At 43.5% G+C, this 14174-nt stretch carries 11 protein-coding genes; 5 read left to right on the forward strand and 6 right to left on the reverse strand.

Annotated elements, in window-relative coordinates:
* Positions 1-483 precede the first annotated feature (483 nt).
* The 3 genes from F6K57_RS13010 to F6K57_RS13020 all read right to left on the reverse strand — a co-directional run bounded on the left by F6K57_RS13010 (position 484) and on the right by F6K57_RS13020 (position 5212).
* Positions 484-3711, reverse strand: coding sequence for a peptide cleavage/export ABC transporter (locus F6K57_RS13010; protein WP_293068160.1), 3228 nt, complete (start codon positions 3709-3711; stop codon positions 484-486).
* Positions 3712-4157: 446 nt separating this feature from the next.
* A complete protein-coding gene (locus F6K57_RS13015) occupies positions 4158-4463 on the reverse strand; it encodes a HetP family heterocyst commitment protein (RefSeq protein ID WP_293024719.1) in 306 nt (101 codons plus the stop codon).
* Positions 4464-4756: 293 nt separating this feature from the next.
* Positions 4757-5212: a hypothetical protein gene (locus F6K57_RS13020; protein WP_293068164.1), complete on the reverse strand. Its 456-nt coding sequence runs from the start codon at positions 5210-5212 to the stop codon at positions 4757-4759.
* Between the two features lie 1214 nt (positions 5213-6426).
* On the opposite strand from F6K57_RS13020, the gene F6K57_RS13025 reads away from it, so the two are divergent.
* Positions 6427-6894 carry a phosphate-starvation-inducible PsiE family protein gene (locus F6K57_RS13025; RefSeq protein ID WP_293068167.1) on the forward strand — a complete coding sequence of 156 codons (468 nt, stop codon included), beginning with the start codon at positions 6427-6429 and terminating at the stop codon, positions 6892-6894.
* Between the two features lie 20 nt (positions 6895-6914).
* Positions 6915-7379, forward strand: coding sequence for a nitrate reductase associated protein (locus F6K57_RS13030; protein WP_293068170.1), 465 nt, complete (start codon positions 6915-6917; stop codon positions 7377-7379).
* Positions 7380-7462: 83 nt separating this feature from the next.
* Here the strand turns inward: F6K57_RS13030 and F6K57_RS13035 are convergent, their stop codons facing one another.
* Both F6K57_RS13035 and F6K57_RS13040 read right to left on the reverse strand, forming a co-directional pair.
* Entirely contained in the window at positions 7463-8845 is a 1383-nt protein-coding gene (locus F6K57_RS13035; RefSeq protein ID WP_293068173.1) for a CBS domain-containing protein, read from the reverse strand.
* A gap of 582 nt (positions 8846-9427) precedes the next feature.
* Entirely contained in the window at positions 9428-9793 is a 366-nt protein-coding gene (locus tag F6K57_RS13040; protein ID WP_075895665.1) for a recombinase family protein, read from the reverse strand.
* 210 nt (positions 9794-10003) lie between these two features.
* On the opposite strand from F6K57_RS13040, the gene trxA reads away from it, so the two are divergent.
* Both trxA and F6K57_RS41975 read left to right on the forward strand, forming a co-directional pair.
* Positions 10004-10264: a thioredoxin gene (gene trxA / locus F6K57_RS13045; protein WP_293068177.1), complete on the forward strand. Its 261-nt coding sequence runs from the start codon at positions 10004-10006 to the stop codon at positions 10262-10264.
* Between the two features lie 160 nt (positions 10265-10424).
* Positions 10425-10751 (forward strand): hypothetical protein, encoded by a 327-nt coding sequence (locus F6K57_RS41975; protein WP_364302668.1) that lies wholly within the window; start codon positions 10425-10427, stop codon positions 10749-10751.
* A 121-nt stretch (positions 10752-10872) separates the two neighbouring features.
* Here F6K57_RS41975 and F6K57_RS13055 read toward each other — a convergent pair whose 3' ends face one another.
* Entirely contained in the window at positions 10873-12756 is a 1884-nt protein-coding gene (locus F6K57_RS13055) for a protein kinase (protein ID WP_293068180.1), read from the reverse strand.
* 482 nt (positions 12757-13238) lie between these two features.
* On the opposite strand from F6K57_RS13055, the gene F6K57_RS13060 reads away from it, so the two are divergent.
* Positions 13239-14156 (forward strand): TIGR04168 family protein, encoded by a 918-nt coding sequence (locus F6K57_RS13060; RefSeq protein WP_293068183.1) that lies wholly within the window; start codon positions 13239-13241, stop codon positions 14154-14156.
* Positions 14157-14174 lie beyond the last annotated feature (18 nt).

Genomic DNA, 14174 nt, shown 5'->3' on the forward strand with positions numbered 1-14174 from the left:
TTTGGTGGGGTAAATGGGAATCAATTAAACAAAGGAATGGAATTAAACAATCCTGTGAGTGTGCGTCATGGGGGATTCTCAGGGGATTCTAAACGGTTGCGCTTGAGATGGGTGTGGAGCCATATCTAAACACGTTTTTCTCCCCTTCTGTTCACACAGGGGTTTTCCACTTTTCTGATAAAAGATCAATTTCATCTGAGTATGTTGCTAAATTGGCAGATTTTTGTTTTTTTTTTACAAAGCTTGACATAGCGATAGCTAGCTTCAAATTTCATTTGTCCTTAGTCATTATTCCTTTTCACATCACTGTGTTGCCAAATTGGCAAATTTTTACATAGTTTGATATAGTCATAAGTAGCTTCAAATTTTATTAGTCATTAGTCCTTTGTGACTAACCAGGGTCTGTTGGTATTTACAAATGACTAATGACTAAATAACTAATAACTAATAACTCATGACTAATGAGCACTTGTTAACGATATATTAAAGATCTAGCTGCTGCTGCGCTAGATGATAGTAAAGACCTTGACGATCCATGAGTTCCTCATGGTTGCCTTTCTCGACCAGAACACCTCGGTCTAGGACAAGGATGCAGTCAGCATTGCGCACTGTAGAGAGGCGGTGGGCGATGATGAAGGTAGTGCGATCGCGACTAATGCGAGCTAAGTTTTGTTGAAAGCGGCGCTCGGATTCTGTATCTAGGGAGCTAGTCGCTTCATCCAGAATCAGAATCTTGGGGTTGCCCAATAGGGCTCGGGCTATGGCAATCCTTTGTCGCTGTCCACCAGAAAGGGTAGATCCTCGCTCTCCGACTTTAGTATTATATCCCAAAGTCATACCTTGAATAAAGGCATGGGCTTCTGCTAGTTTAGCTACCTCTACGGCTTGATCCAGGCTGAAATCTGGTCGGTAGAGAGTGATATTTTCGACAATTGTCCCCGAGAACAAGAAACATTCTTGGGGTACCACACCCATTTGAGAGCGCAAGGATTGGGGAGAAATATGGCGGATATCGTGTCCATCTATCAAAATACGACCATTAGTCGGATGATAGAGACCTTGGAGTAGCTTCACCAAGGTACTCTTGCCCGAGCCACTGCGCCCCACTAGAGCTATGGTTTCTCCAGCCTTAACGTGTAGGGAAATATTCTGTAGGATATTGCGATCCTCATCCTCCGAGTATCGGAAGGTAACATCTTCCAATATTACATCACCCTTAATCTCAGGTAGAACCAGCATCGGTTCTTGAGGATTCTCCTCTGGCTTAGCAGATAAGACATCATTCAGCCGTTCTACAGACACCAAGATTTCTTGAAACTCATCCCAAAGATTCACTAGAGCCAAAATTGGACCAGTCACTCGGCCAATGAGCATATTAAACGCGACATACTGACCGATAGTGAGCTGCTCACTAATTACTAAGCTAGCGCCAAACCAAAGTAAAGCGGTGCTGCTGAGAGTATTAATTAGAGAACTAATTGACCCCAACCCGTTCGCTAGGTTTCTACCTTTAAATTGTACATTCAACTGATTGGTGAGGCGATCTTCCCAGCGCCAGCGCACTTCTTGTTCCGAAGCCGCCGTTTTTACAGTAGCAACTCCTGACATCATTTCCACTAACATAGAATTTTGTTGGGCTGCTTCTTTAAAGATTTCCCTGGACACCTGACGTAGAAAGGGACTGGCGATCACAGTCAAGATGGCGATGGGTAAAATCGTTGCCAGCACCAGGACAGTTAGACGCCAATTGTAGTAGAGCATCAGTCCAATATAGACAAACACCATCACCACATCTAGCCAAGTAGCAATCGCTTGCTGAGTTATAAAACCCTGAATTTTTCCAGTTTCCTGAATTCGGGTCAGGATATCCCCCACCTGGCGGGATTCAAAAAACTTCAGAGGTAAGGTCAGGGTATGGTTTATGAACCCACTGACGAAGGTGAGACTAAGCCGATTGGAAAAGTAGTCGAGCAAGTAGCGTCTGGTTATACTAACCCCAATCGTCCAAATGCCAAAGATGATTAGACCAATGGAGAAGACATTGAGAGTGACAAGGCTTCTGTTGATAATCACCCGGTCAAGAATGATCTGGGTAAATAGGGGACTAATCAGACCAAAAACCTGAAGGATGAGGGTAGCGAGGATAATTTGCAGCAGAACTGAGCGATGGGGCCATAGCAACCCCCAAAACGGCCCTAGAGAGCGTTTGTCGCTGGGAGTAACTGCTAGTTGGGGAGTTGGATCCAATAGCATGGCATACCCAGTCCAACCTTGGAGAAAGTCTTTGCGAGGAAGCGATCGCTTCCCCACTGCTGGATCTGCAACAAGTACCTTATTACCCTTTACTTGGTAGACAACAATATAGTGATCTCCTTCCCAGTGAGCAATCCAAGGATTACTCCGATCGGCTAAGCGACCTAAAGAAGCCCTGACTGGACTAGCTTGAAAGCCTAAACTTTCTGCTGCTTTAGATAAACCTTTGAGGGATGAACCAGAACGGCCCACTCCTGCCAGTTCCCGCAGGGAGTTGAGAGCAAACCGTTTACCCCAATACTGCCCAATCATGGCTAAGCAGGCAGCACCACAATCCGAGGAAGCTTGCTGCTCAATAAAAGGATAGCGCTGCCAAAACCTTAGGAATTTCCAACCCTGCTTTGCTGGTTTAGGAAAATCAAAGCTTTCTGACTGACTGGGTTCAAGGGGCGTTTGTTGCTTAGGAGGTTCTAAAACTCGCCGAGTCGGTCGTGCTCTAGTCTGGTTTGGATGTGGTGACGGAGTATGGGTCTTGTTAACTAGGCGTTGATGGGATGGAGATTTACCGTCACCATTTTTAGCAGTTTGCCTGTTCTCCTGATCTGGTGAGTCCGTGGAGTTAGCCAAAACTGGTGCGATCGCGCAAGCCGCTTGCCAATGCTCTTGAGGCAGCTGGTAAAGCAATACATCAGTTTGGGCAATCCAATCTGTTGGTACTGGCATCGGATATCCCCAACTTTCTCCGATGCTAGGAAATGGAGCAGAGGAATTTGCCTCTGTTCCTTCTGGCGTTCCGATTTGACCACTACGTAGCCAGCAATGCCCAGCTTGGGAAGAGGACACCAGAGACTCCCCAGCCTCAATGCGTGTTTCTACGATGTAGGGCAACAGTTGATTTAGGGTAACAGCGTTAAGGGTACGCAATTTGGTCAAAGTCTTGAAGAAAATTAGGCATTGCCGGTGCTGGGCTTGTTTCCCCAGGATTTCCGACCACTTTGGCAACCTTTCCAACCAAGGCAAGAGTTGATTTAGCGAAATACGAGCAACTTGTCCTGAACTCGCTGCGATCGCTCTGTAAGGATAGGATAGACTACCTAAGAGATCATAGGCACCAAAGGTTTCCCCTTCTTCGAGTACCTGTATGGAAACCTCCCGCTGTTTTTCAGCATCAAAGCCTAGTAGTCGTACCCGCCCCTGACAAACTAGGTAAAGATATTGGTGATCTTGTTCAATCTCAACAGAATCTTGGGATAGCTCTGGTTTAGTATAGGCAATGATTTTATCCCCTAGCTGGAAGTGATCAAGGTCAAATGATTGACTAAATTCATAGTTGAGCTTTGGATCAACTGAGTCTAGGGTCAAGCTTTGAAGCACTACTGATAAATTGCTAGCAGGGTCTGGGTTGATGGCAGACGGTGGTAACCCATGCTCTGCCGAATCCCTGATTATATTCTTCATATGTTAAACATTGAAAATTGATTTTTAACAATTAACCATTTACAATTAACCATTTACAATTAACTACATTTAGTTAGCTAATAACTTAGGGTTTGTCAAGTCATTAACCGGCTCTTTACCAATAATTCACAAAAAATTCACCAAAACTTTAAGTAAACTTCATTTAAACTTTAAATTACCCCTATAGCATCTGGTGTAAAGTAAACCAAGACGGGTAGGGGGTAGGGAGATAGGAGGTCAAGTCTGAGTCAGATCATCAAGCCAATAGATGTCAGCTAGATGCAAGCAGATAGGGCGGTTGATGCGAGTGCAGTTCAACAGATTAAAAGGGAAGACGTTGACAAGTAGGCTCTGCATCAATCATCCATCAATAATCCATCCAACTGACCTAGGCAGGTGGGTTTTGTTCAGACTTGATGAATCTCCCAACTTTCCCGCTTAGCTGACTAGACCTTACTAACAACCTGTGATTGTGAGACAGGGGTTTTGCCAACTGGATGCTTACCAGCTTGACTATTTTCTTTGATTAACCGATTGTAGGTTCGGTAAGGGATGTAATGGAGGGGGTTGTAGCCAGAAAAACGCAGAACTAACACACAAGCCCAAGAATACTTGCCTGCGATGATAGCTTCTACGACCTGGTTAAGCTGCTCATTAGTCATGACTTGTTCAGAGCTCGTAGAGGTTGATGTTGGTTGAGATGTTCTACTAGTTGATGGTCTACTAGTTATTGAAAGCAATTTTTTGGCCATGGTAATCACCCAGAATTAACGACATCTTGTAATGGTCTATACCCAACTGGCAAAGGGAAGTTGCCAGTTCACCGGGGTAATAATTAAGCCTTGGAACAGGTTAAAGATTATTGCAATTGCGACCCATCTCTTACTATGGGGTTTTAGCTCATAGTTCTTGGTCTAAACATTGTATAAACACGCTTTGCATAAACACGCTTTGCATAAACACGCTTTGCTGCTACAAACTACCGTGGGGGACAATAACAAACTCTCAATCCAAGGATTAATCGGTGGCACATGTTGAGGCTCATTTACTCAACATATGCCACCGTGAACATTGGCCACAATGGATTCAACAACTGCTGGAGTAGAACAGAATTGAGTTTGAGATCAATTACCAACTTAAATACTTGCCAGTGGGGTGGGATTTTTCCAATCAGCCCCATATCAGTCCCTTGTAATGCGGGCAGAGCAGTGATTGCAGTTATGTCACAGAAGACTTTCAGGAGATTGAACATCCCTTGCAGTAAGCTGATTTCCCCCTTTTTGGCTCCCACCGATACTGATACGTTTGACGATAGCACATCATTCCGGAAATAGCTGCTATCCTGTTCAATGGCTTCAGTGCCAACACCCGTGTCGGAGGTGTCAGATGTAAGAGCCCTCAGCAATCTGTTCGAGATAGTTAACCCACAGCACTGCCAGCCATGGCTAGGGTCGTCAGTGGGATTTAAACCTACTGCTTTCAGGTTCAATTTGCTAAGCACCCCTGAAAAGCTCTTATTAAAAAGCTGGATTAGAGAACGCGGCGATGGCTTCCGCTTTCCTAATGGTATGTTCATGAGTATGTCGGATAATTTTTTCAAAGTTGATGCTGTTGTGACACCTAATGTTACACCTAATTTTTCACAATACCAGAGGCTTCCCTAAATAGACTAAGCGCAGATGTAGTGAAACATTGATCCTATTTCAGGCCCGTTACAACAACAAATACAAACCCTTATTAAATTCCTCTGTCTTTAGACAGAACACTTTTCTGTTGTCTGGAGTAAATCCCCAAACACCTAGACACCGAAACAGATGAGCACCTGAATTTACAAATCTTCTAGAGTTTTTATCTAGAGTTTCTGTGTGGCTAACTGCTGAGCTGAGCGCTTTAAGTATATCTACTCAGCCTTAGCTCCATAAAGGCGATAGCGTCTAGCCTGAAGTAGTTACAAGTTCTATTAAAAAAGCTGGCCGAGTGAGCTGAAACAATAAAATCACGCTTCTTGAGCATAGTTACCCTCTTTGATTATTTCAAAAAAGACAAATCCAAAATTGGATTAGTTTGGCTGTAAGGTTGATGAAGTTATATTTCACGCCGATGCTCTTGAACGTGAAACTTTGTTCATCTACAAAAGGAAATCTAGTAAATTCGAGGGGTGGTTGTCAAGCGAAAACTCACATTTATTTTAGACATTCACATTTTATTCATATTTTCTTCACAAAATGACCAAGATTACGCAAATTTCACAGAATCTTCACGTAATCTTGAGTAAACTGACAAGGAAATCTAGGAGCTAGATGTCACCCTACTCAACTTAAAGGGAAATTTCATGAAATCTTTACTATATCTTTACTAAAACTTGCTCCAGCCCCAATGTAAATTTTTGTGACAAATATCATGGTCAATCTGCCCCCTCTGTCCCCTCTTACGGTCTATTCTCCCTCTGGGGCTAGTGAACTAAGGGACTTCGTCAAGTGTAGTCGGCTCAGTGACCAATTACCATTTACCAATTACCGTCAATCATTGCATGAATCAGCAACGCCCTCCCTATTGCCGATCCTCTTGGCTTTATGACGTCATAGAGATTGCGATAGTTGAACATCGGAGGTGGCATCAGGGAAAGCCAACCACAACATTGACTCATCTGTTACGTTAATACCCCGTCGAAGTGTTAAAATCAACCATCATCTGTCTTTTTACTAACCTATTCCTATGAGGCGGTTAAGACAACTCTTCCAAAAACTTAGAGATGCAGGCAAAGATGAGAATTTCTTATACGGGCTAAATCTGTTCGAGGGTTTTGTTTCCAAAGTTCTCTCTTTGGTGATGGTGGTGGTAATATTGGTGGCACTTAGTAGCCTAGTTATTTCACTAGTTAAAGAAATAACCAATCCAGAAGCAATAGTTTTGAGCAAAACACTTTTCAAAATATTTGGACTGTTTCTAAATATTCTCATTGCACTAGAAATTTTAGAGAATATCACCGCTTATCTGCGAAAACATGTTATTCAACTTGAGTTAGTTGTTGTTACGTCTTTAATTGCCGTTGCCCGTAAAATCATTATTCTTGACCTGAAAACAACTTCTGGAAGCCAGGTAATTGGATTAGCAATTGCCATTATATCTCTATCAATGAGTTACTGGATTATACGGAGTACTAGCACAAGAAAACATCATTAATGCATAAGCTTGAGAATACTATGACTAATTTTTTCCAATTTGAAGCCGATTTTGTGGATTCTTTACGGTGCATTCCTATGCAAGTGCGGATGAAATTAGATACTTGCGGCATCAAACTTAAACTGAGCCACTGGCATCAGTTTAATCAACACGAGCGTCAGCAACTGGTAGAGATACCCTGCACTACGACCGAGTCAATCCAAAAGTATGGAGACTATGTTCAACAGCTAGTTATAAACTATACAGGAAAACCGGCTTCTAATTTACCGGTTGATCCCCAAGCTCCCTGGATGAATTCTCAGGTAATTCCAGCTACCGTGGCGGAAAAAGCTATGGAATTTGGAGTCGTAGTAACTACTCAACAGTGGGCAGCACTAACTCCGATCCAACGTTTTGCCCTGATTAAACTGACGCGCCCTAGTCATGAAAACAAAAACTTTTTACCAGCACTCAAGGAATTCCAATTAGTTGTTGTTGACAGTTAACCTACCCGATAAGGGAAGCATCAGGGGAACACCCTTTAAAAAACTCAGAGCAAGTCAAATATGCCGATTAAATCTCGATTAGCTTAACTGCTAGAAGTACCTACCTGATCTACCATGACCTGATCCCGACAAGACTGGTTTTGGGCTTTCTGTATTAGCTCTCGCATTTGATCAACATTATCTAAGGCTGAATTAAGCTGGCTTTGACGTAATTCTGATGATAGGTTAGACTGGTTAAGTAGGTTTTCTAGAATAGCTTGAATAGTGTTGAGCAGGATACACAGTTGATAATCTTGACTGGTACCCAAGTTACTTTTGGGATATTTGAAAGCCTCACACTGTTGGGAATGATTTAATCCTTGACCCTCTATCGGTTGTGACAAAATCACTGTTAGTTCTCTGTTTTGGTCTCTGTTGGGTGGCTCTGATTGATGATTAAAACTATCTCCTGATAAAGCGATCGCATTTTCTGGAACCTCCCCAGACTGCTCACCAGGGGTAATCGCTTTGTGGGATTTGTTAACAGATTCTTTTGCTGGGTCTAATTGCTCAACGGTTTGCTGCAATGTCTCCACAATGCCATACATTTCCATTGGGTCAAACACTCGCAGCAGGGTGGTTTGGGTGACAATACCGATTCCTTGACCCCAATTCCAAGACACCACCAATCGCCGCACACGACGCTTTTGCATTTCCTGATGAGCTGTCCATAGAGAATCTTCAGGACTCAGCAGAAATAGAGGTGTACTCATGACATCCTGAGCCTGGACTTTAGACAAATTCAGCTTGAGAGACTGAAATTGGACAATATCCCGCTCTGTGACAATCCCCACTGGCATACAGCTATCCTCTCCATGGTCGGAGGTAATCACCACACAACTAACTCGGTGCTTATTCATGAGTCGGGCTAAACTCAATACTGAGACAGTTGGAAGGGCATTAACCACCTGGGGGGTCATCACTTCTGATACCCGCCGTAACTTGAGCAGATTAGCTGGTCGCAATACCTGGCGAATTCGCTCTGGTGAAACAACACCCACGAGCTGACCGTGATCATCGACAATTGGTAAGTGGCGAATCCGATACCGACGAAATATGAATAAGGCGGCAAAGATATCCCGACAAGCAGTTTGAGGAAACGTAATCACAGGCTGTGCCATGACCTCAGCTACTGTTACCTCTTCAAAGTTAATTCCATTAGCTGTTAGCCGGACAATATCCCGCTCAGTAAAGATTCCCAGCAACTGGTCTGAGTGCATTATCAAAACGCAGCTAGACCGTGGCTCACGAATGCTGAGCTGGTCTGACGGTGAGTGGAAATTCGGCAATGAACAACTTTTGCCTCCCTCCTGACTCATCAAAGCAATTATGTCTATTAGGAGAGTATCAGGAGCAACGATCAAAGGCTGATGGTCAATTGCCTCTTCTAGGGTTGGGGCGCAGATAAGTCGGTCGTTGAGTTGCATAATTGATTTGATGGGTGAACTTCCTTGACCTACGACCGCCGCCAACCGCTACAAACTATGGCGCTGGTGTCATGGCGCTGGTGTCTTTACTGAGACTGCTCAGTCAAGGATTTTTATTTTGTCTTGCCAGCGGTTGCGCGATGAAGCGAACGCGCCCCGCGTGGCCTACGGCCTCAGCTTCCGCGCTTGAGCGAACGCATATCCATGAACTGCTTAACCATCAAGACAAAACCCATAAAGATACTGGTAACCTTGGGTTTTGTAGAGGGATGTTACGGACAAATCCCACAAATCCAGAAATAATATGCACATAACTTGTATAAAGGTATATAATAAATAGATGTTACAGCAAAATCATCTTTAATCCTTATATGACATAGCTTTTGGCTTTCAGAGGTGGCCAGGGATACTGGGACTTTAACCATTTGGGCTTAGGGGCAAATAATTAGGCATTGCTGACCTAGCTTGGCAATTGTCCGATGGGATTGTCCGATGGGATTGTCCGATCAGGTACCCTGGCTTATCTAACGTTCTGTTTAAGGTATTCTAACTACTTTACCAGCTTGGAGCTTACTGATTTACTTACTGATTTAAGTTCCCTTGACTGGGTTTTTGAGGCAAAGTAGACACCCTAGGGGTTCTACCGTATAGCCGGTCTAAAACCCGCTTAACCGAGATCCGTTTCCACTGCTGACCACGCTTGGTTGTATAGCCATGCTGATTGAGCCAGTTAGCGATTTGTTGTAATGACTTGCCCGATTTATGGTGACGGCGAATTAACTCAATTACATGCTGTTCTTGGGGATCATCCACCAACTCACCATTTAGGGCCCGTTGACCGAAGGCCGGTGAACCATAACCTGCATAGCCACCCATAGTTGCCTTCGCTTGTCTACCTTGGTTTAGCCTTTCGATCAGGCTATCCCATTCCAATTTCTCAGCAGCCATAACTTAATGCATCAAGCAACTTCATAACAACCATGGTAAACCAAACTATAGCCTTAGCCATCCTGGTTATTACAGCTATTACAACCGATTAACCGCCCTTCTTTATTAAAGGAAGATAAAAGGGGTAACCATGTTGAGTGTTATTGACTTTTTACCCTTTACCGTTGACTATTAGTTTGTGGTAGTTTTTCAAAATTTAAGGAATATATCATGAGTACAGTTGCTTACATCAAAGACAGTGAATTTAAGTCAGTTTTAACCTCTGAAGTTCCAGTCGTCGTTGATTTTACAGCCCCTTGGTGTGGGCCATGTCGTAAAATTGCTCCTTTAATGGATAAACTGGCTGAAGACTACAAAGATCGGGTTAAGGTCGTAAAAATCGATATTGATGCCGACAAAGCTACTGCCAAAAATTACAGTATTCGTAGTATTCCTGCTGTGCTGATTTTTAAGGGCGGTGAGGTGGTATAAACTATTGTAGGAATTGCTCCCTATGATAAATTTACTGCCGCACTTGAACAGCAACTTTAGGTTTAATTAAAAACATAAAAATAAAAAAAATTTATGAATTATGAGTTTAATTATGACTTATTTCCTTCAAGCAATGACATCTAAATGAGGAGAATCGGCAATGGAGACAACTCAATCAGTCCGATGTCCCAACTGTGGTAATATGGCTCAACGTTACTACTTAATCGGTTCTCAAGCATCACATTATGCTTGTGCTGGAGACCAGGTCACCAAAACTGAATGCCCAGGTTGTGACTATTTAATGGTAATCTGTTCTGTGAGCGGTAATGTGATTGAAGCTTACGCACCAGGTAGACAAGTTATGGCTAATTCGGACAAATTTCCCGAAGTAGTGCAGGGAGAAAGTCCTGCTCTTATAGAAGTAGGGATTAATCGCCGCAACAGGTTAGTGGCTAGTAGAAAATATCAATTAACTACTGTAGGGTAAAACAGGTAAGCTATCAGCTAATAGCTGATAGCTTATGGCAAAAGGGGACTGGGCTCTATATTTTTTATATGATTTCAATAATAGACAGTTGAAAGGCACAACAGCTGAAAGGCACAACAGCTTATCGAGTATACTGCTGAATTTTGGCTTGAGCTCTGGGATAGGCGGAGGTACCTTCAGGAATCTGTCTCAAATAATCCAAAGCCTTAGTGTAGTTGTTCAAAACAGCTTGATTATCAGCCATCTTTAATAGATAGTTAGCCCGAATTTCTTGCTTAGCGGTATAGTCAACAATTTTTTCCTGAGCCTTCGGATAGGCATCGGTATGTTTAGGAATTTTTTTCAAATATACCAATGCACCGGTAAAGTCTTGCTGAGCGGCTCGATTGTAAGCCTGCTGAAGAAGAAAGTTCGCTTTGATGTTTCGCTTTTGAGTGTACTCCGGAATTTTTTGTTGAATTGTAGCGTAGGCTTTTGTTCCTTTTGGGATTTGTTTAAATGTGTTGAGTGCACCAGTAAAGTCTCTATCGATAGCCTGGTTGTAAGCTTGCTCTAGTAACTGGTAAGCTTCCTGCTCAAGATTGGCTTGAGCTTGGCTGACCATAGGTTGTATTTGCTGTTGCCAGAAGACAATATTAGGAATCTGACTAGCCTGCTCAACTACTTCTAGCCATTTCTGTTGCTCAAAGGCGGTTTTGATCTGGGGGAATAGGGCTTTGGCATCTTGCCAATCTTTTTTCCACTGAGCGATCGCACTTTGAGCATCTTGATAGTTTTCACTATCTTCGGGTATCGATTTTACCAGCTTCAGCGCTGCGTCTAAATCCCCTTCCTGGTACTTTTGCTCAGCCTGTGCTAGCTTAGTTTCTGCCTGGTTGCCACCCGATGAGAACAAGTAGCCTCCAGCTACTACTAACAAGGCTACAGATGCGGAAACTCCCATGGCGGTGAGATTAAGTCCACTAGACCTTCTGGTAGGAATAGTAGGCACAGAGGGATAATAAATGTCTTCTGTTTCCTCTGCTTCCTCTGTTTCCTCTGTTTCCTGTGTTGGAAGAGTCTCTGGTTCAATTGGCTCACGCAGAGTATCGTCAGTTTTTAGTTTGTAGGGGTTTGGGGATGTTGGTGGTGCTGAAGACATTGGTAAGTTTATAGATGGTTTAGAACTAGTTAAGGAATCGAGTGCCTCCAAAATCTGATCAGCAGACTGGTAACGGTCTTTGAAGTAATAGCGCACCATCTGCTGAATAATGGCAGCGAAATCTTTAGTGACTGTGGCGTAGTCCTGCCAAAGGGCTTCTCCGGTTAATGGGTCTTCTTCTAGCTGTATGGGTTTGAGTCCTGTGAGTGCCTCAATGCCAATCATCCCTACAGCATATAGGTCACTACAGGGACGAGGTTTACCCAGAACCTGCTCTGTTGGTATATACCCGAATGCGCCCAAGGCCGCTATGGCACTAAATTGAACACCAACTAATGGTGTGCGCACCTGCTTAATACCGCTAAAGTCAGTTAAAACTAATTTGCTATCCTCTGATCGTCTGATTAGATTGTCTGGCTTGATATCACCATGAATCACCCCTTGGCGATGGACAAATGCCAAAATCTCTAAAACCTCTTGTAGCAGATTGATTACTCTGCTTTCACTCCAGGGTTGATTGAGTTCCTCACTCAGGGGTCGTCCAGGGATGAAATCTTGAACTATGTAGAAGCTATGGTCAATTTCTAGACAATCTAAAATTTTGGCAACTTGGTCATGCTGACAGATAATCTCCAAAATTTTAGTTTCACGATGAAATATATCTTTTGCAGCTTGCCAGGAGTCAGGGTCATCAGTAACAGGACGGAATTGTCTAACAATACATTCGGGATTTCTGGGTCGGTAAGTGTCTAGCGCAATACAAGTTTGACCCCAGCTCACACGGTTAAGGATTTCAATAACTTGATAACGTCCATTGATTAACTGTTCTGGTCCTGCTCCTGGGCTAAACGCTAATCTAGACATACGCTTCTTACTAACCGCTTACGTTGATGTTTGCTGTGAAAGTGTTGATGGTGCTTCCATCGCAAGGAGAGCAATAGGCCGAAGGTGCCGAAGAATGGAAGAATGGAAGAATAAAGTATTTCTGATCTCCGTGATCTGAGCTATCTCCCGTATCTGGCCGTCAGACTAGATACTATTGAGCAGATTAAACAGGCCTTAGGGGGGGACAGATAGTAGAGACGGTAGAATTTGCCAAGAGTTTCAGATCAGCCATCACGAATGCCTCAGATCCGTTAGAGACTCCTCAATAAAAGTCACACTTAATGTATTCTTCAGCCATCAGCTACTCGATCCGGATGGTCAGAAACAAGCTCTGTGCAAAGGGCTGATGGGATAATGGTATGATGGGATAATTGGGTGATATGTAGTATTCTTTGTTCGATGTTATATTGCTGTTTGCCCTTTTGCCTTTATGCTGGAGAAGGGGCGATAGTAACACAAGCATGACCATTCATCAAAAACAATCAATCCAAATTGCCGTTGTTGGAGACATTCATCAACTGTGGGAACCGGAAGATGCTATAGCTCTTGAGCAGTTGGGTGTGGATCTAGTCTTATTTGTCGGGGATTTCGGCAATGAGGCGGTGGATATAGTCCAGATGATTGCTGCTATTGACCTACCCAAGGCAGTGATTATGGGAAACCATGATGCTTGGTATACTGCCTCGGAATGGGGAAGGAAAAAGTCTCCTTATGACCATGAAGTAGAAGATAGGGTACAGCAACAGTTGGACTTACTGGGGTCAACCCATGTGGGTTATGGTTACCTTGACTTCCCAGATTTGAATCTCTCTGTAGTTGGTGCTCGCCCTTACAGTTGGGGTGGGCAAACTTGGCGCAATAAGAAGTTTTACAGGGAACAGTATGGAATTAATAGCTTTTCTGAATCAGTTGAGCGCATTCTAGCAGCAGTCCGTAGTGCGGCTTACGAAACGGTAATCTTAATCGGTCATAATGGTCCGACGGGACTAGGTGATCAAGCAGAAGCTCCCTGTGGTAAAGACTGGTATCCTGCTGGTGGTGATCATGGGGACCCGGATTTGGAAGATGCGATCGCAAAAACCTATTCCTTGGGTAAAAACATTCCCTTAGTCACCTTTGGTCATATGCACCACATCCTAAAGCACACCAAAGACCGACTACGAACCATGATTGTTACTAGTCCGGAAGGGACTGTATATTTAAATGCAGCCAGTGTCCCTCGAATTATCGAAACCGATACAGACCGATTGCGGAATTTTTCGATAGTGTCTCTCAAAGGCGGTATAGTGGATCAAGTCTCCCTGGTCTGGGTGGGTAAGGATTACTCAGTGGTATCTGAAGAATTGCTTTACCAGGCTTCTGAAGCGTTGCTGGTATAAAACAAAGTTTTTAACTGG

This window comes from Moorena sp. SIO4A5 (assembly GCF_010672005.1).
Classification (GTDB): Bacteria; Cyanobacteriota; Cyanobacteriia; order Cyanobacteriales; family Coleofasciculaceae; genus Moorena.

Excerpts from the sequence above, each read along its gene's own strand:
- F6K57_RS13010 (WP_293068160.1), bottom strand. The coding sequence starts at position 3,711 with ATGAAGAATATAATCAGGGATTCGGCAGAGCATGGGTTACCACCGTCT.
- F6K57_RS13015 (WP_293024719.1), bottom strand. The coding sequence starts at position 4,463 with ATGGCCAAAAAATTGCTTTCAATAACTAGTAGACCATCAACTAGTAGA.
- F6K57_RS13025 (WP_293068167.1), top strand. The coding sequence starts at position 6,427 with ATGAGGCGGTTAAGACAACTCTTCCAAAAACTTAGAGATGCAGGCAAA.
- F6K57_RS13030 (WP_293068170.1), top strand. The coding sequence starts at position 6,915 with ATGACTAATTTTTTCCAATTTGAAGCCGATTTTGTGGATTCTTTACGG.
- F6K57_RS13035 (WP_293068173.1), bottom strand. The coding sequence starts at position 8,845 with ATGCAACTCAACGACCGACTTATCTGCGCCCCAACCCTAGAAGAGGCA.
- F6K57_RS13040 (WP_075895665.1), bottom strand. The coding sequence starts at position 9,793 with ATGGCTGCTGAGAAATTGGAATGGGATAGCCTGATCGAAAGGCTAAAC.
- trxA (WP_293068177.1), top strand. The coding sequence starts at position 10,004 with ATGAGTACAGTTGCTTACATCAAAGACAGTGAATTTAAGTCAGTTTTA.
- F6K57_RS41975 (WP_364302668.1), top strand. The coding sequence starts at position 10,425 with ATGGAGACAACTCAATCAGTCCGATGTCCCAACTGTGGTAATATGGCT.
- F6K57_RS13055 (WP_293068180.1), bottom strand. The coding sequence starts at position 12,756 with ATGTCTAGATTAGCGTTTAGCCCAGGAGCAGGACCAGAACAGTTAATC.
- F6K57_RS13060 (WP_293068183.1), top strand. The coding sequence starts at position 13,239 with ATGACCATTCATCAAAAACAATCAATCCAAATTGCCGTTGTTGGAGAC.